This window comes from Pseudonocardia sp. ICBG1034, from assembly GCF_020131375.1.
Classification (GTDB): domain Bacteria; phylum Actinomycetota; class Actinomycetes; order Mycobacteriales; family Pseudonocardiaceae; genus Pseudonocardia; species Pseudonocardia alni.
Window position 1 is genome coordinate 692,614 of record NZ_JAHLEK010000023.1, and the last position, 17,049, is coordinate 709,662.

Sequence of the window (17,049 nt, forward strand, 5' to 3'; positions counted from 1 at the left end):
TCGGTCGGGAGGCGGCTGGTCGTGCGGTCGGGCGAGGAGAGCTCGGCGTACTTGGCGAGGACGCGGGCCCGGAAGAAGTCGACGTAGGTGAGCAGGAGGGCGGTCGTGGAGGGGGCCGGGTCGGTGGGCTCGGGGAGGCGGGACGGGTCCCTGCGCAGGTGCAGCAGCGGGAACGGGCGCCCCCGACCGTCGCGGTCGGACCGTCCGGTCCGGACGAACCCGTGGCGCTCGTAGAAGGCCAGCGCGGACGGGTTCTGCTCGTTCACGTCCAGCTCCACCTGTGCGAGTCCGTCGGTGGCCGTCGCCAGCAGCATGGAACCGACGCCGAGACGGTGCGCCGAGGGATCGACGAACAGGGCCTCCACCCGGCCGCCGTGCACCCCGATCCAGCCGACCGGCGTGCCGTCGTCCCGCTGGGCGACGGTGACCGCGAGGGCGGGCAGGGCCGCCGTCCGGACCTCGTGCTCGATCTCGTCGACGTCGGCCGGGGTGAGGAAGGTGTGCGTCGCCTCGACCGCGCGACGCCAGATGCGGACGAGCTCCGGATGGTCGGCGGGGGTGGCCGTGCGGACGGTCGGGGAGCTGCTCACCGGGACAGGATCGCAGCGGTGTCGACCGGGTTCGCCCGTCGCGGGCCGGTGTCCGCGACGGGCGGCGGCCCGGATCACGGTCGACACCGGAGCCGGCGCCGTCGACGATCGCCCCGTGACCGTCCTGGACGTCCTCCTGCCGCGGCTCGTCGCGTTGCCCGGGGTGCTCGCCGTGTCGCTGGGCGGCAGCCGGGCCCGGGGCACCCACCGGCCGGACAGCGACTGGGACCTCGGCGTCTACTACCGCGGCGGGTTCGATGCCCGGGCGCTCGGGCGCCTCGGCTTCGCCGGGCACGTCGCGCAGCCGGGCGAGTGGGGACGCATCGTCAACGGCGGGGCGTGGCTGACCGTCGAGGGCGAACCGGTGGACGTGCTGCTGCGCGACCTCGACGTCGTCGACGCCTGGCGTGCCGACGCCGACCACGGCCGGTTCGAGATCGACCAGGTCGAGGGTCATCTCGCCGGGCTGCCCACGTACACCCCGCTCGGCGAGATCGCCGTGAACCGGGTGCTCGCCGGGCGGCTGCCGGCCGTCGCCTACCCCGCGGCCCTGCGCGGGGCGGCGCAGGAACGCTGGCGCTGGAATGCCGCGTTCTCGCTGACGATCGCCGAGCAGCACGTCCGCCGGGGCGACCGGACCCTCGCGCTCGGCATGATGACCCGCGCCACCGCCCAGGCCGCGCACGCCGTCATGGCCGGGCGGGGTGCGTGGGTCCTGGGCGAGAAGGGGCTCGTGGACGACGCCGGTCTCGGCGCCGCCCGCGACGTCCTCGGCGACGACCGGCCCGACCCGGCCGAGGCGCTCCACGAGCTGCGCGCGCTGCTCGACGCACCCCGGCCGCAGGAGCTCCGCAGCCACCGCACGCGGGCACGGACGGTCCGCCTCCGGCCCGCCGACGCCGGCGAGGTCCTGACCCTGCAGCGGGCGGCCTACGTGCCGGAGGCCCGGGCACACGAGGACATCGACCTGCCGCCGCTCACCGAGCACCTGGCGGAGATCCGCGAGCAGCTGGCCGACGGGTCGGTGACCGCCTGGGGTGTCCGCGACGACGGCCGGCTGGTCGCCGCCGTACGGATCACCCGGTCGGGGAGCACCGCCGTCGTGAGCCGGCTGGTGGTCGCTCCGGACCGGCAGGGCGAGGGTCTGGGGTCGGGCCTGCTCCGCCACGCCGAGGAGCAGCTCGACGACGGCGTGTCGGTGATCGAGCTGTTCACCGGCGAGCACAGCGTCACGAACCTGCGGCTCTACGACCGGCTCGGGTTCCGGGAGACCCACCGGACCGACGCGGGGACCTACGCGCTGGTCCACATGGCGAAGCGCCGGGGTAGCGGGCGGGGTCGGTCCCCCGGCTGACCTCCGGCCGGCTCAGAGCGACCGGAGCGTGGTCATCGCCGCGGTCTCCACGTCCGCGATCCGCAGCAGCAGCCCGGCGGCCTCGGTCAGGGCGGCCGGGTCCTCCTCGAGCCCCGCCCGCTCGACGAGTCCGGCGACGCCGGTCCACAGCGTCGCCGACTCGGCGAACAGGTCCCGGCCCTGTTCGACCGAAGCGACCCGCGCACCCGGGCCGGCGTCGTCGAGCAGCGGCAGGCAGGCGGTGAGGAAGTCGCGGTACAGGTTGCGGAACAGCGCCCCGCCGGTGCCGGCCCGTTCCATGAGCATCGCCATCTGCGGCAGGTCCCGGGGCGGGTCCTCGACGCGGCCGAGCCAGGACGGGGCGCGCGTCGCCGTCGTCCGGATGCCGCGGTGCCCGATGTTGGCGATCGGCGGGTGCAGGAACGCCTCGGCGCACTCCACGATCGCCGGCACGATCGCGGGGACGGGGTCGACCGGTTCCCGGAGCCGCCCGAGGGTGAACGACCGGTGCGGTGCGGACATCGGCCCGCGTGCGGCGCGCGCCCGGGCCAGGCTCTCCAGGCTCGTGCTGACCCGGCCGCCCTGCTGCGCGGTGTCGAGGAGGTACGCGGACTCCTCGTCGTAGCCGAGGAGGGCGACGACGTGGCCCGCGAAGTGGACCCGGGAGCCGAAGTAGTCCAGGTCGTGGCTGTCGAGCTGCAGCCCGACGGGCACGCCGTCGTCGACGAGAGTGCGCACCTGGTCCCACCCCCGGCGGGCGGACGAGGTCTCCTGCACCCGCAGGTCGAGGCCGAGACGGCGGGCGAGGGTCCGGGTCAGCTCGAAGGGCTTGACCCGCCCGCCCAGGAACGGCACCGACTGCCGCTTCGAGTCCCAGTACACGAACGACAGCCCGGAGCCGAGCCCGAACAGCACCGGTTCGGTGAGATGAACGCCGGCGTGCCCGAGGAGCGCGCCGAGCGTCGTCGTCTCGCAGTGGACGCCCCCCGTGGCCGGGACGCCGGTGGATGCATCACTCATCGGACACCTGGACCCGCTCGGCGAGCCACGACCTCTCCGCACGGAGCTGGGACAGGGAGAACGAGAAGACGTCGCGCGCCTCCGACGGGAGTGGCTCCTGCGCGGACCGAGCGGCGGCGACCGCGTCGATGCGGGCGTCGAGGCCGACCAGCCGGGTCCGGAGCGCCGCGTCGACCTCGTGTGCGGGGAGCAGGCCCGCGTGGGCGAGGCCGGCGACGAAGGAGCGGGCGGGGACCCCGGCGTCGGCGAGCAGCTCGCGGACGTCGGCGGCCGCGGTACGGCGCCCCCGGTCGGTGATGCGCACGACGCGGCGGGCCTTCGGGGAGGGGCGGTCGTCGTCGGCCGCGGCCAGGCCGCGGGCGGTCAGCTTGTCGAGCAGGTAGTAGATCGAGGAGAAGCCGATGTCGGTCCAGCGGCGGACACCGCGCTGCTCGACGACCTGCTCGATGTCGTAGCCGTGGCGCGGGCGCTCGGCCAGGGTCCCGAGGACGACCAGCTCGCCGAGGGTCAGCTCCACGACTGTATTCTAGCACTGGAATAGCGCTCCGGACCGCCTCGCGTGCGACCTCCCCGTGCGAAACACGACGACACCGGCGCGAGACGCCGCCGCAACGTGCCGCTCCTAGCGTCTCCACCTGCTGTATCCAGCCCTGGACACAGCAGGTGAGGAGGCTTGTCGATGTCGAGTGCCGTCGACGAGGCGGGGACGCCGCCGCTGCGCGAACGCGTCTACGCCGTGCTGCGGGACGACGTCGTCAACGGCGACATCGGCGCGGGCACCCGCCTGACCGAACCGAAGCTCGCCGCGCGGTTCGGCATCTCCCGCACCCCGGTCCGCGAGGCCCTCGGCCGGCTCGTCGCCGACGGTCTCCTGCAGCGCGAGGAGGACTACGGCTACTCGGTCGTCGTCCCCGACCTGGCGGGGGTGCGTGACCTCTGGGAGGTCCGCATCGCGGTCGAGCTGCGCGGGATCGACCGGTGCCGGGAGAACCCGGGCACCGTGCACGACGCCGGAGCACTCCGGGCGGAGCTGGCCCGCTGGCACCGGATGCTCGAGGAGCCGCCCGCGGCGGGCCCGGGCTTCGTGCTGGAGGACGAACGGTTCCACAGCACGCTGCTCGCGGCGTCGGGCAACCCCGAGCTCGTCGCGGTGCTGGCCGACGTGCACCGCCGGATCCGGCGGGTGCGGATGAACGACTACGTGCTCCCCGGCCGCGTCGAGGCGGCCGTCGCCGAGCACGTCGCCGTCGCCGAGGCGGTCCTCGCCGGACGGCTCGACACCGCGCGCCACCTGCTGCACCAGCACATGGGCGCCTCGCTGGAGATCGTCACCGAACGCGCCGGCCGCGCCCTGCTCGCCACCGACACCCGGGGCCGCCGCCGCGGCCCGGCCACCCTCGACGTGAGGACCTCATGAGACTCGCCGCGATGAAGCATCCCGCCGTCCTGATCGCGCTCGCCGCGGTCGCCGGGATCGTGTTCGGTCTGGTCGCCGGCGAGTGGGCCGGCAACCTGAAGGTCGTCGGCGACGCCTTCATCCGGCTCGTCCAGATGGCGATCGTGCCGCTGGTCATGACCTCGGTGATCGCGGCCTGCGGGTCGATGACCGGGTCCGGCACCGGCCGGCTCGCGCTGCGGACCTTCGCCTGGATGATCGGCCTGTCGGTCGTGGCCGCGGTGGTCGCGGTCGCGCTCGGGCTCCTGTTCCGCCCGGGCGCCGGCATGGTCGCGACGGCCGCGCCGGACGCCGCGCTGCCGCCCGCGGCGGCCCCGGAGAGCTGGCAGGACACGGTCCTGGGCTTCTTCACCACCAACGTCGTCGAGTCGATGGCCGAGGCGGCGATGGTCCCGATCATCCTGTTCTCGCTGCTGTTCGGCGTCGCCCTCAACCGGCACGTCCACGCGACGGGCAACGCACTCGTCCTCGACGTCGTCGGGCAGCTGCAGCAGGTCCTGCTCACCCTCATCCGGCTGGTCATGTACGTCGCGCCGATCGGGGTCTTCGCACTGCTCGCCGACCTGTCCGGCCGCATCGGCTTCGCCGTGGTCGGGTCGGCACTGGCCTACCTCGGCACCAACCTGCTGGGCGTCGTCGTGCTCACCGTGCTGTTCGTGGCGATCGTCGCCGCGCGCACCCGGCTCAACCCCGCGCGCCTGCCCCGCAAGCTCGCGGAGCAGACCGCCGTCGCGGTCACGACGACGAGCTCGGCCGTCACCTACCCCACCGTCCTGCGCACCACGATCGAGAAGGTCGGCGTGAGCCCGCGGGTCGCCAACTTCACACTGTCGGTGGGGCTGACCATGGGGTCCTACGGCGCCGTCCTCAACTACACGATCGTCGTGCTGTTCCTCGCCCAGGCCGGGGGCGTCGACCTGTCCGCCGGGCAGATCGTGTTCGGGATGGTCCTCGCGATCCTGCTCAACATGGGCACGATCACCGTGCCGGGCGGGTTCCCCGTCGTGGCCCTGTTCCTCGCCACCACCCTCGGGCTGCCGCCCGCGGCCACCGGGCTGCTCATCGCCGTCGACTGGTTCACCGGGATCCTGCGGACGTTCCTCAACGTCAACGCCGACACCCTGGTGGCGATGCTCGTCGCGCACCCCGACGGGGAGATCGACCGGGACGTCTACGACGGTGCGCGCGCCGAGGATCCCGTGGAGACGGCGGTCGGGAGCGGCTCGGGAGCCTGACCGGCGGGACGACGCGTTCGCGGGCCTCGGCAGTCATGTCGGTCAGAGGCCGGACCTGCTCCGCAGTCCGATACGCCCCCGGCAGCGACCTCACCCGGGCCGGGAGGGCGTTCGACCCGCCGGGCGGACGCCATCCGGGGGGGGGCGGCGTCAGCCTGCGGCCTTCTCGACGAGTGCGGCGACAGTATTCGTGGCGTCGTCGTTCAGCGCGGTCACGGCGAACGAGGTGGGCCACAGGCCGCCGTCGTCGAGGCCGGCCTCGGGGGTGAAGCCGAAGGTCGAGTAGCGTTCTTTGTCGTCGTGGCCGCTACGGAAGAAGCACACGACCTTCCCCTTCCGTGCATAGGCTGGCTGGCCGTACCAGAGCTTCGGTGACAAGCCCGGGGCGCTGCTGGTGACGATGGCGTGGATGCGTGCGGCGATCGCTCGGTCCGGATCGGCCATGCCCTCGATCTTCGACAGCACGTCGGCCTCGTCGGCGGCCGCCTTGTTGCCCGGCCCCGGCCCGCCTGCGTCCTCAGCTCGGCCGCGCGTTCCCGCATGGCGACACGCTCCTGCTCGGTGAACCCCCAACTGTCGTCGGCGGTGGTCTCGTCGGACGTGGATCCCATCTCGGCTCTCTCCTGTGGTCGGGGGCTGTGTGCTGTGTGGACGAACGCTACGGAGGTCGGCGGCGGCGGGGCTTCTCGAATCGTGATCGATATCGAGGTACGGGCGGCCGGCCCGTGGATGCGACGATGCCGAGGTGGCTCCTGGTCGCGCGCAGGCGCAGCGGTTGCGGGACATCGTGGTGATCCGCCGGGTCCGGGACCGGATCGACCGTGAGTACGCCCAACCGCTGAAGCTCGAGGCCCTCGCCCGCGGCGCGAACATGTCCGCCGGCCACCTGAGCAGGGAGTTCCGCCGGATCTACGGGGAATCGCCCTACGCATACCTGATGACCCGGCGGGTCGAGCGCGCGATGACGCTGTTGCGTCGCGGGGACCTCACCGTCACCGAGGTGTGCTTCGCGGTGGGCTCCTCGTCGCTGGGGACGTTCAGCACCAGGTTCACCGAGCTGGTGGGCGTGCCGCCGAGCGTCTACCGCCGCGACCACTCCCGAGCCGCCGAAGGTATCCCGCCGTGCCTCGCCAAGCAGGTCACCAGACCGATCAGGATTCGAGAAGCTGAACCTCCGCAGCCGGATCTAGCGTGAGTGGCATGGACATCACCATTCACTACGCCTTCCTCCCGCACACCGATGCCGAAGCCGCGCTGGGGTTCTATCGCGATGCACTCGGTTTCGAAGTGCGTGAGGACGTCGGCTACCAGGACATGCGCTGGATCACCGTCGGCCCGGCCGGGAAGCCGGACACCTCGATCGTGCTGCACCCCCCGGCCGTCGACCCCGGTATCACCGACGACGAGCGCAGCACCATCCTCGAACTCATCGCCAAGGGCACCTACGCCGCGATCACCCTGGCCTCGGACGATCTCGACGGCCTCTTCGAACGGCTCGAAGCAACCGGGGCGGACGTCGTGCAAGAGCCCACCGATCAGGACTACGGCGTCCGGGACTGCGCCTTCCGCGACCCCGCCGGCAACCTCGTCCGGATCAACCAGCTGCCCTGACCCGGCAGGCCCGCCGCAAGCACCGTACGGCTGGGTTCCAAGGAGTCATCCACGTGGCACTCTCACTCGACATCATCGCGCTCGGCACCGCGCACCCGCAGACGGCGAACTCCTTCTACAGCACCGCGTTCTCACCTACGACCACCGGCGACGGCCTGGACCTGCACGGCACCGGCCGGCTCACCTTCCGGCCGATCGGCGAGCTTGCCGGTGAAGCCGGCACAGACCCGGCGACGTCAGGGTTCCGCGGCTACGTCCTGTCGGCCATCGTCAACCAGCCCGACGAGGTCGAAGCCCTGCTCGACCTCGCCACCGCGAACGGCGCCACCGTCGTCAAACCCGCCAAGAAGAAGCTCTTCGGCGAGTTCACCGCGGTGTACCGGGCACCGGACGGCGCGCTGTGGAAGCTGGCAGCGGCCACGAAGAAGAACACCCGCCCTGTTCCTGATCCGATCGCGCCCTCCGAGACGGCGATCTACCTCGGCGTGACCAAGCCGACGGCAGCCAAGACGTTCTACGAGGCGCTGGGCATGCGTGTCGAGAGGGACTACGGCGACACGTTCATCGACTTCACCATCGCCCCCGGGGTGTGCCGCCTGGGCCTTCTCCCGCGCAAAGCCCTCGCCAAGGATGCCGGCGTCGACGAGCACGGCGACGGTTTCTCCGCCGCCGTGCTCACCCACACCGCCGCCTCCAGAGACGACCTGGACAGCCTTCTCAAAGCCGCAGACGCCGCCGGGGGCACCATCGCGAGGCCGGCGACCCGAACCGACGAAGGCGACCACGTCGCCCTGTTCACCGACCCCGATGGCTTCCACTGGAAGATCACCGCGCCGGCGTGACCACGGCCCGGTGCAACACGCGAGCGCGTGGCAGAACAGAGCTCGAACGCGACGCCGGGTACGAGTGGTGGCCTCCCACGTCTATCGCACGACCGTGGCGACCCTCCTGGCCGAGGCCGCCCCCACCGCGCGCCGGGCCGCCGACCAGCTCGGGCACGCCACGATCTCGATGACCCCGGACTACTACTCCGGGCGCACGGTCGCCCAGACCGGGGCCGCCCGCGGGGGCTTCTCCCCACATGCCCGGCCTGCTGGTGATCTCCTCGGGGCGCGGGCTCGTCGCTCCCCGGTCCGGCTGCCATCTCGGCGCGCCGCGAGGAGGTCACCAGCCCTGCCGGCTTCCCTTGATCTCCGAGCGGTGTCGGGTTCGGGCGGAGCCCGGCCGCCGGAGGCGTCCGACACTCCACCCAGACCGCCGGGCGGACTCGAACGCGACTGGCCCCGCTTGATGACACCGTCGACCTGTGGGTGGCACTCACGCCAGCCACCCGGTCGCCACCCGCGTGGTCCGGGCCTTCGGGCGCAGCACAGAAGGGCCAGGCCCCGGCCAAGCCCCATGACGTGAAGCGGGGCCCAGCCTGATGGCTGGGCCCCGCTTTCACAGAGACAGATTCTACTGATCCAGATGTCCGGAGGCTTCTCTAATGATCACCCTCCCGCTCGTCTCGATCCTTCGCCGTCCCTCTGGCGTTCAGGCCGTCCAAGTTCGAGTGAGAAGGTAGGTATCGCTGCCGCTCGCGTCAAGCCCCTCTTCCGAAGTCCGTCTCTGCGGTGATCCTGCCCCCGGTGACGCCCTGATCGCAGTCGCCGAGCAGGACCGCTCTCTCCGCTGCTCCTGAGGGTTGGCCATCCACTCTTGGGCGTCCCCAACCACACGGCCGACCGGCTCCGGTGCGTGTGTACGCCGCCTCGTCGTTCCCGGGGTCGACACGACGTTGCCGCCGAAGCAAGGCCCCGGACGACGGACTGAACAAGGCGACGCCTCGGGGATGAACAACCGCGTCGAGATGTGCCACGTCAACGACCGGGCCGCCGGGATCGTTCAGGGGTCCATCACGGAGCAGGGCCGGACAGCCTGCCCCGACGCCGCGGACGGGCGGGAGGTGTAGTGGGCGAAGCGGCGTAGCCGGCCTGCGCCGCCGCAGGCGGCGCCTTGACGACTCGCACGTCCCTTCCGAAAGATCAGCGACCAGCTCGGTCACGCGAAGATCAGCATGGCCCAGGACCGCCATCGCGGGCGGCGGCTCACCGACCGTCAGACCGCCGACGTCCTGGAGGACATGTTCGCCGAGGACACGAAAACTGTCCCAAAAGCGTACTCTGATCTTGAAGGCGAGCCGGACACATCGCTCTCACCTGCGGATTGTGTGGGCCCCCGGGGGATCGAACCCCGAACCCGCGGATTAAAAGTCCGCTGCTCTGCCGATTGAGCTAGAGGCCCCTGACCGCCCCCGGACACCCCGGGCCCGGCCCGCCACCGGTTACCCCCGGCCGGTCGTGGCGAACCGGACGCCACCTTACCCTCCGCAACCGGGCATCTCGTCGTCGCGACACCATCACCGTGTCGGGTGTCGCTCACCGCGTCGCTCCCTCGAACGACCGGATCCGCTGTCACAGAGCGGTTCCCGGGCGGGGCGGGCGGCGTCGCGGGCACGTGCGGGCCGCGGGGCCGCCTGCGGGGAGGTACGGGAACCGGGCGTGGCCGCCACACGAACCGGTGGAACCTGCCTCGATGTCCGTTCTCGCAGTGCCCACCCCGGCCCGACGAACGATCATCGTCGACATGATCCACGTACGCTCCGTAGCCTCGATCGCCCTGCTCGGCGCCGCTGCGCTCGTCCTCACCGCCTGCGGCGGCAGCGGCGGGGACGAGCAGCCGCAGAGCGCCGCGACCCGGGTCTCCGCAACGTTTGCCCAGGGCGGCGAGGGACCCGCCCACACCTACGACGCCGCGCTGGTCCCGGCCGGCTCGACCGTCGAGGTCACCAGCGCGGAGCAGGACGGCTCGACCGTCACCGTCCTGAAGGTGACCGGTCTGCAGCCGAACCGCACCTACGGGGCGCATGCGCACACGAAGCCCTGCACCGCGGCCTCCGGCGCCGACGCGGGCCCGCACTACCAGTTCTCCGAGGACCCGGTGACGCCGAGCGTCGACCCGTCCTACGCCAACCCGATGAACGAGATCTGGCTCGACGTCACCACCGACGCGAACGGCGCGGGCGAGTCGACCGCGACCGTCCCGTGGGTCTTCCCGGACGACCGGCGCGCGGAGTCCGTCGTCCTTCACGAGAAGCCGACCGCCACCCACGCCGGGCACGCCGGCACCGCGGGCGGACGCCCCGGCTGCGTCACCGTCGACTTCTGACCGACGCCCAGGTCGGCGCCGCGACGCCGGCCTGGGACACTGGTGGGCGTGACCGTGTTGGACAGCGTCCGCGACGCGCGGACGGACACCCCCGCCCGCCGTGACCGCGTGCTGCCGCCGTTGCGCATCGGCCCGTTCGAGGTCGACACCCCCGTGGTGCTCGCGCCGATGGCCGGCATCACCAACCCCGGGTTCCGCCGCCTGTGCCGTGAGCAGGGCGCCGGCTACTACGTCTGCGAGATGATCACCGCTCGCGGGCTGGTCGAGAAGAACCCGCTGACGTTCCGCATGATCGCCTTCGACGCGGACGAGCACCCCCGCTCGATGCAGCTCTACGGCGTCGACCCGGTGTCGATGCAGCGGGCCGCGGAGATGATCGTCGAGCGCGACCTGGCCGACCACATCGACATGAACTTCGGCTGCCCGGTCCCGAAGGTCACCCGTCGTGGTGGCGGGGCGGCGCTGCCGTTCAAGCGGGAGCTGTTCCGTCGCATCGTGCGGGCCGCGGTCACGGGCGCCGGGGACCGCCCGGTCACCGTGAAGATGCGCATCGGCATCGACGACGAGCACCACACCCACCTCGAGGCCGCGCGGATCGCCGTCGACGAGGGCGCCGTCGCCGTCGCGCTGCACGCCCGCACCGCCGCCCAGCGCTACTCCGGCACCGCGGACTGGGACGAGATCGCCCGGCTGCGCGACGCCGTCCCGTCCCACGTCCCGGTGCTGGGCAACGGCGACATCTTCTCCGCGCAGGACGCCCTGGACATGGTCGCCCGGACCGGGTGCGACGGCGTCGTGGTCGGCCGGGGCTGCCTGGGCCGACCCTGGCTGTTCGGGGACCTGGAGGCGGCGTTCGCCGGGCGCGAGCTGCCGGCCGCCCCGAACCTCGGTCAGGTCGCCGCGACGCTGCGCCGGCACGCCGTGCTGCTCTGCGAACACATGGGCGACCACAAGGGCATCCGCGACGTGCGCAAGCACATCGCCTGGTACCTCAAGGGCTTCCCGGTCGGCCCGGAGCTGCGGCGCAGCCTCGGGATGGTGGAGTCGATCGACCACCTCGACGAGCTGCTGTCCGGGCTGGACCCGGACGAGCCGTTCCCGGCCGACGCCGACGGTCCACGCGGGCGCCAGGGGTCCCCCGGTCGCGTCGTGCTGCCCGAGCACTGGCTCGACGACCCGGACGACCCGTCGATCCCCTTCGGGGCGGACGTGGAGCACTCCGGAGGTTGATCACGGCGACCCCGGGGCGAACACGCGTTACCCCGACCCGGGGGAACAAGGGCGCCGAACGGGTGCCGACGCCCCGTACGCCTCAAGCGTCCCGGGGGTGTCACCGATGAACAGTCCCAGTGGCCGAACGGCTCGACGACGGGGAGGTGGACCATGACCGACACCGCATGGACGGTGCGCAGGCTCGTGCGGTCCGCACGCCGTCTCGACCCGTCGCCGCCCGCTCCCAGACCCGACACGCCGGGCGACGACGTCGCCCCCGCCTCCCCCGCGGCCCGCGCGGCCCTGCACACCGCGGCCGCCGAGCGGCTCGCGGAGCACCGTCGCTACGAGCAGGCCTACCTGCACCTGCGCGAGGCCGTCCGGCTCCTGCACGGCCTCCACGCGCCCAGCCCCGCCGACGAGCTCGACCGGCTCCGCCGCGAGCACGCCGAGGCCCGCGAGCAGAGCCGCCGCGACAGCCTGACGGCGTCGTACAACCGCCGGTATCTCGACGAGCGGCTGATCGACCTGCTCGCCGCGGGCACGGACCTGCCGGTCTGCCTGGCGCTCGCCGACATCGACCACTTCAAGCTGGTCAACGACACCCACGGGCACCCCTTCGGGGACCGGGTCCTGCAGCGGATGGTGCTGGAGCTGGGCCGGGCCCTGCCGCCCGGGGCGTTCTGCGCCCGCTACGGCGGCGAGGAGTTCGCGCTGGTGCTGCCCGGGCTGACGGCCGAGGAGGGCGTCGCGGCCTGCGAGACCGCCCGGGAGAGCGTCGCCGCGCACGACTGGAGCGACCTGCACCCCGACCTGCGGATGACGATCAGCATCGGCGTGGCCCGGTCCCGTCCCGGCGACGACGACGTCGAGGCCCTCGTCACCGAGGCCGACGTGCTCCTCTACACGGCCAAGCAGGCGGGCCGGAACGCCGTCGCCCACCGCGACGCCGACGGCCGGGTGAGCCTCGCCGGCGCGGCATCCGGACGCCGGTCGATCCCCCAACCGGAGCAGGGTGCGTCGCGCCCCGCGCCACCCGCGCCGAACCGGGCCGAATAAGATCCACGGTGCGGTCCCCGCGACCGCACGATCCCGGAAGGGCGCGCTCCCCCGACGTCGCGCCCGTCACGCGCTTCCGCTCCGGCGGTCGCGACGAGGAGGCCCGGTGCAGGACGGCGACGACGAGGTGCGCCGGTCCCGGCGTACGCGTCGGCGCCCGGACGACGCGGGCCCGCCCGCGCCCCCCGCACCGCAGGGCCCTCCCGGGGCGCAGGTCCCGCCGCCCGGAGCGCACCCGTCGGGCCCGCACGGGCGCGCCGGCGCACATCCGTCCGGGCCGCAGCCCCGTCCCGCCTCCGGGACCCACCCCTCCGGGCCGCAGCCGCGCCCCGCCACCGGAACCCGGCCCGCGGGGCCGCAGCCGTCGCAGCCGCGGGTCGCCGACGTCCCGCCGCCGGGACCGGTCCCCCCGACCGGTGTGCGTCGCGTGCGCGGCGGACCCGTGCCCCGCCGTCCCGGTGAGCCGCCGGCGCCGCAGCGTCCACGCCCGCGCGACGGTGCCCCGTCGCGGACCACCCCGGTGCCGCCCGCAGGGGCCACCACCCGTCCGGGATCACCCGGTGGCCCCGGTGCACGGCCCGCCCACTCCCCCGTGGAGGACCCGGCGAGCGCGCGCGCCGTCGGCCCGGCCGCCGTACCCGCCCCGGCCAGCGGGGCCGCACCGGCGCCCCGGACCGGCCGCGCCCCGGGGACCGCAGCGGCCACCGCCGACCGTCCGGCCGCGGACACCGGCACACCCTCGGCCGCGGCAGCACGCCCGGACACCGTGCCTCCCCGGAGCACAGCCGGCACCCGGACCACAGGGGACGCCGGAAGCACCGGATCCGGCCGGGACACAGGGAGCACCCGGGATCCGGGCAAGACCGACGACACCGGAGCCACCGGGAGCGGCCGGACCGATGACGCGGCGGAGGCCGGACGGGCGGGGGCAGGTGCCTCGCCGCCGCGGCCCGCCCGCCGCGGCGCCGCGGACTCGCGCGTCACCGAGGTCTTCGACGCGCTGGTGCCGCGCCGCCGTCGTCGCCGCTACCGGGACGGCCCGCCCGTCGAGGACACCACCACGGCGCAGGAGCCCACGCCGGAGGCGGACGCTCCCGGGGGCGCGGAGCCGGGACCGGCCGGGGCCCCGCCACCGGCCCGGCTCGACCCACGCGCCCGCGCGCTGCGGATCGGCGCAGCGGCGGCCGCGGTGCTCGTCCTGGTCACCACCGCCTACGGGTTCGCCGGACGCAGCGAGGTGCACGACGGCGTCCGCGACGTCGCCGCCCTCGCCCGGGACAGCGACGCGATCCTCGACGCCGACGTCCAGGCCGGCGACCGCAACGTCCTGGTGCTGGGCCTGCAGGCCGACCGCGCGGGCACCGCGGAGTCCGCGCGCACCGACACGGCGGTGCTGGTCCACCGGCCCGCGGGCGGCGGCCCGGCCGTCACCCTGTCGATCCCCGCGACGCTGGAGGTGTCCCGGCCGCCGTGCCGGCGCTTCGACGCCGCCACCGGCACCTACGGCGACACCGTGCCCGCGGAGTCCCGCACCGCCTTCGCCACCGCCTACGACGTCGGCGGCCCGGCCTGCAGCGTCGGCGTCGTCCAGCAGCTGACCGGCATGCCGATGAGCGGCTTCGTCGCGCTCGACCTGGCCGGGACCCCGCAGCTGGTCGACGCCGTCGGCGGGATCGAGGTCTGCACCGAGCGTCCGGTCGTGGACCCGGTGCTCGGCCCGGTCGTGGAGGGGTCGGGCACCGTGGAGCTCGACGGGCCCACCGCGGTCCGGTTCGCCTCCGCCGCGGGCACCGCGGACAGCTCCCCGGCGAACCGGGTCCGGCGCCAGCAGCGCGTGCTCGCCGCAGCGCTCGGCGACGCGCTCTCGACCGCCTCGCTGCTGACCCCGGGTGCGCCGGGCCGCTCCGCGGCCGGGGTGTCGTCGGCGCTGTCGGCGGACGGAGCCGACGCCGGCGAGATCCTCACCCTCGCCCGCGGCCTCGCCCGGTCCGGCGCCGCCGGCGACGCCGACACCCCGGTGTTCCTGTCCGTCCCGGTCACCGAGACCCCGAACACGCGGGGCCAGCTGGAGCTGCGCCGCTCCGAGGCCCGCACCCTGTTCTCCGCGCTGCGCGAGCACGAGCCGCTGCCCGAGAGCGCGACCGCACCGGCCTCCCGGTCCGCGGCCGCCCCGGCGCCGGGCACCGTCGTGAACCTGGTCGACGCGACAGGACGTCCCGGTGCGGCCGACCGGATCGCCGCGGACCTGCGCGAACGCGGCTACGAGATCGGCACCGTCACGCCCGGTCCGGCCGCTCCCGGCGCGCAGGTCCGCTACTCCCCCGACAACACCGACGCCGCGGGCACGCTCGTGGAGGCGCTGCCCGGCGCGCGGCCCGTCCCGGACCCGACCGGGAGCCGGGTGCTGGAGCTGGTCGTCGGAGCCGGTGACGCGGCCCCGGTGCAGGCCGAACCCTCCGACGGCACCGACTGCGACTGAATCGCCCATACCCCCCGAACGGGGGATGTCGCCCAGCGTTCACGGCGGGTTCACCCGCTGCAGCTGAACCTTCCCGTCCGGGGGCCTAGGCTCGGGACATGCGCGACACCTATCAGGAGCAGCTGGACGAGCTGGCCTCCGGCCTGGCAGACATGTGCGACGACGTCGCACGTGCCATGGCGCGCGCCACGACAGCGCTGCTCGAGGCCGACCTCCAGCTCGCCGAGCAGGTCATCTCCGAGGACATCAAGATCGACGACGTCCGTGCCGCCGCGGAGCACCGGGCCTTCGGCCTGCTCGCCCTGCAGGCGCCGGTCGCGACCGACCTGCGGGTCGTCGTCGCCGCGATCCACGGTGCGGGTGACATCGAGCGCATGGGCGACCTCGCCCTGCACGTCGCCCAGGCCGCCCGTCGCCGGCACCCGCAGACCGTGCTGCCCGACGAGGTGAAGTCGTACTTCGCCGAGATGGGCCGCGTCGGTGTGGAGCTCGCGGAGAAGGCCGGGCGGGTCATCCGGACCCGTGACCTGGACGCGGCGAACGAGCTCGAGGCGGACGACGACGCCGTCGACGACATCCACCAGCACATGTTCACCGTGCTGATGGACCGCAACTGGACCCACGGGGTGTCCGCCGCGGTCGACGTCGCACTGCTCGCGCGCTTCTACGAGCGGTACGCCGACCACGCCGTCGCCGTCGCTCGCCGGATCGTGTACGTCGTGACCGGCCAGATGCCCGGTCCGCTCGCTGTCTGAGAGCGCTGTTGCCCCGTTCGACGTAGTCGATACACCCCGCTCGGCGAACGGTCTACCGATCGAGTTTGACGGTGCGACGCCGGGGGCACGTCTGCGTCATGGAACACGCGGGCTGCGTCGTCACAGAGGTCGTCGGGACCTCGGACGAGAGCGTCGAGGCTGCGATCCGGGACGGCATGAGCCGGGCCGGACACGCCCTCGAGTGGTTCGAGGTGACCGGGGTCCGATCGACCGTCCTCGGCTCCACCGAGCGCTTCCGGGTCGGCCTGCGCGTCGGCCTGCGGGCCCGCGCCGCCTGACCCGGCGTTCACCGAGCATTCACCGGTCCCGTGCCGTAGCCGTCATCGACTCCGATCTAAGGTCGTCGCCATGCGCAGGGAGACGCTCGACGACAACCTGACGCAGCTCCGGGCCATGCTCGACGAGATGGGTCCGCTCGTCGCCTCCGCGTTCCGCAACGCGTCCGAGGCGCTCCTGTGCCACCGCCCCCGGCTCGCCGAACAGGTCGTCTCCCGCGACCCCGTCATCGACGGCCATCGCGACGCGATCGAGCTGCTCGCCGTCGAGACCATGAACATCCACCAGCCGATGGTCGCGCCGCTGCGCTCGGTGATCACCGCTCTGCGGTGCGCCCAGCAGCTGGAGCGGATGGGTGATCTGGCCCGGCACGTCGCCGCCACCGTCGTCCGCAACGCGGACCGTGCGGTGCTCGCCGAGCAGGCCCGCCCGCTGTTCCGCGACTACGGGAACCGGGTCGCGGCCATGGGTGACAAGGCCGTCGAGGCGCTCCGCACCCACAACGTCGTCCTCGCCGCCGAGCTGCGTGACGACGACGACGTCGTCGACGCCCTGCACCGCCAGGTCTTCGAGCTGATGTTCGGCCCGGACTGGACCGCGGGGGTGCCCGCCGCCGTCGACGCCGCGCTGCTGGCCCGCTTCCACGAGCGCTACGCCGACCACTGCGTGCACCTGGCCGACCACGTCGTCTACGCCGTCACCGGCGGCACCGTGGACGAGCTGCCCGCGCTCTGACCCCACCCGCGACGACGACGGCCCCGGCCCGCGTGCGGG

The 17,049-nt window shown here is 73.7% G+C and carries 16 protein-coding genes, 1 tRNA gene and 1 pseudogene; 13 read left to right on the forward strand and 5 right to left on the reverse strand.

The window, feature by feature from the left end:
- Positions 1-164: 164 nt before the first annotated feature.
- A pseudogene (locus tag KPF22_RS32435) lies at positions 165-794 on the reverse strand (acetyltransferase); the annotation flags it as partial.
- Here KPF22_RS32435 and KPF22_RS33390 point away from each other — a divergent pair.
- Positions 706-1,944: a GNAT family N-acetyltransferase gene (locus KPF22_RS33390; RefSeq protein ID WP_308010476.1), complete on the forward strand. Its 1,239-nt coding sequence runs from the start codon at positions 706-708 to the stop codon at positions 1,942-1,944. The pseudogene KPF22_RS32435 and the gene KPF22_RS33390 sit on opposite strands and share 89 nt — an antisense overlap.
- Before the next feature lie 12 nt (positions 1,945-1,956).
- Here KPF22_RS33390 and KPF22_RS27640 read toward each other — a convergent pair whose 3' ends face one another.
- Complete coding sequence (locus KPF22_RS27640) at positions 1,957-2,964, reverse strand: BtrH N-terminal domain-containing protein (protein WP_224403738.1); 1,008 nt, start codon at positions 2,962-2,964, stop codon at positions 1,957-1,959.
- Positions 2,957-3,481, reverse strand: coding sequence for a PadR family transcriptional regulator (locus KPF22_RS27645; protein WP_224403739.1), 525 nt, complete (start codon positions 3,479-3,481; stop codon positions 2,957-2,959). Before KPF22_RS27645 ends, KPF22_RS27640 begins: the two co-directional genes overlap by 8 nt.
- Before the next feature lie 162 nt (positions 3,482-3,643).
- Here KPF22_RS27645 and KPF22_RS27650 point away from each other — a divergent pair, with 162 nt between their 5' ends.
- Together KPF22_RS27650 and KPF22_RS27655 are read left to right on the forward strand one after the other, a co-directional pair.
- Positions 3,644-4,381: a GntR family transcriptional regulator gene (locus tag KPF22_RS27650; RefSeq protein WP_224403740.1), complete on the forward strand. Its 738-nt coding sequence runs from the start codon at positions 3,644-3,646 to the stop codon at positions 4,379-4,381.
- A gap of 11 nt (positions 4,382-4,392) precedes the next feature.
- Positions 4,393-5,655, forward strand: a complete 1,263-nt coding sequence (locus KPF22_RS27655; protein WP_224403741.1) for a dicarboxylate/amino acid:cation symporter — start codon at positions 4,393-4,395, stop codon at positions 5,653-5,655.
- 150 nt (positions 5,656-5,805) lie between these two features.
- On the opposite strand, the gene KPF22_RS27660 is transcribed toward KPF22_RS27655, so the two are convergent.
- A complete protein-coding gene (locus KPF22_RS27660; protein ID WP_308010477.1) occupies positions 5,806-6,120 on the reverse strand; it encodes a DUF1801 domain-containing protein in 315 nt (104 codons plus the stop codon).
- Between the two features lie 280 nt (positions 6,121-6,400).
- On the opposite strand from KPF22_RS27660, the gene KPF22_RS27665 reads away from it, so the two are divergent.
- Genes KPF22_RS27665 through KPF22_RS33395 form a run of 3 tightly spaced genes read left to right on the forward strand, consistent with a single transcriptional unit; the run spans position 6,401 to position 8,108 of the window.
- Positions 6,401-6,850: a helix-turn-helix transcriptional regulator gene (locus KPF22_RS27665; RefSeq protein ID WP_224403742.1), complete on the forward strand. Its 450-nt coding sequence runs from the start codon at positions 6,401-6,403 to the stop codon at positions 6,848-6,850.
- A gap of 5 nt (positions 6,851-6,855) precedes the next feature.
- A complete protein-coding gene (locus tag KPF22_RS27670; RefSeq protein ID WP_224403988.1) occupies positions 6,856-7,266 on the forward strand; it encodes a VOC family protein in 411 nt (136 codons plus the stop codon).
- Positions 7,267-7,319: 53 nt separating this feature from the next.
- Positions 7,320-8,108 carry a VOC family protein gene (locus tag KPF22_RS33395; protein WP_224403743.1) on the forward strand — a complete coding sequence of 263 codons (789 nt, stop codon included), beginning with the start codon at positions 7,320-7,322 and terminating at the stop codon, positions 8,106-8,108.
- 1,368 nt (positions 8,109-9,476) lie between these two features.
- Here KPF22_RS33395 and KPF22_RS27680 read toward each other — a convergent pair.
- Positions 9,477-9,549: transfer RNA gene (locus KPF22_RS27680), tRNA-Lys, on the reverse strand.
- A gap of 342 nt (positions 9,550-9,891) precedes the next feature.
- Between KPF22_RS27680 and KPF22_RS27685 the strand changes: the two genes are divergently transcribed.
- From KPF22_RS27685 to KPF22_RS27715, 7 genes are all read left to right on the forward strand, one after another.
- The gene (locus KPF22_RS27685; RefSeq protein WP_208820655.1) at positions 9,892-10,473 is read left to right on the forward strand and encodes a superoxide dismutase family protein; all 582 of its coding nucleotides are present in this window, start codon (positions 9,892-9,894) and stop codon (positions 10,471-10,473) included.
- A 108-nt stretch (positions 10,474-10,581) separates the two neighbouring features.
- The gene (dusB, locus tag KPF22_RS27690) at positions 10,582-11,703 is read left to right on the forward strand and encodes a tRNA dihydrouridine synthase DusB (RefSeq protein ID WP_062404073.1); all 1,122 of its coding nucleotides are present in this window, start codon (positions 10,582-10,584) and stop codon (positions 11,701-11,703) included.
- A 153-nt stretch (positions 11,704-11,856) separates the two neighbouring features.
- On the forward strand, positions 11,857-12,744 hold the full coding sequence (locus tag KPF22_RS27695) for a GGDEF domain-containing protein (protein ID WP_224403745.1): 888 nt from the start codon (positions 11,857-11,859) through the stop codon (positions 12,742-12,744).
- Between the two features lie 766 nt (positions 12,745-13,510).
- Positions 13,511-15,223 (forward strand): LCP family protein, encoded by a 1,713-nt coding sequence (locus tag KPF22_RS27700; protein WP_224403746.1) that lies wholly within the window; start codon positions 13,511-13,513, stop codon positions 15,221-15,223.
- A gap of 98 nt (positions 15,224-15,321) precedes the next feature.
- On the forward strand, positions 15,322-15,978 hold the full coding sequence (phoU, locus tag KPF22_RS27705; RefSeq protein WP_062399711.1) for a phosphate signaling complex protein PhoU: 657 nt from the start codon (positions 15,322-15,324) through the stop codon (positions 15,976-15,978).
- Positions 15,979-16,076: 98 nt separating this feature from the next.
- Positions 16,077-16,277, forward strand: coding sequence for a dodecin domain-containing protein (locus tag KPF22_RS27710; protein ID WP_100879374.1), 201 nt, complete (start codon positions 16,077-16,079; stop codon positions 16,275-16,277).
- A 70-nt stretch (positions 16,278-16,347) separates the two neighbouring features.
- A complete protein-coding gene (locus KPF22_RS27715; protein ID WP_208820649.1) occupies positions 16,348-17,010 on the forward strand; it encodes a PhoU domain-containing protein in 663 nt (220 codons plus the stop codon).
- The last annotated feature ends 39 nt before the right edge of the window (positions 17,011-17,049 follow it).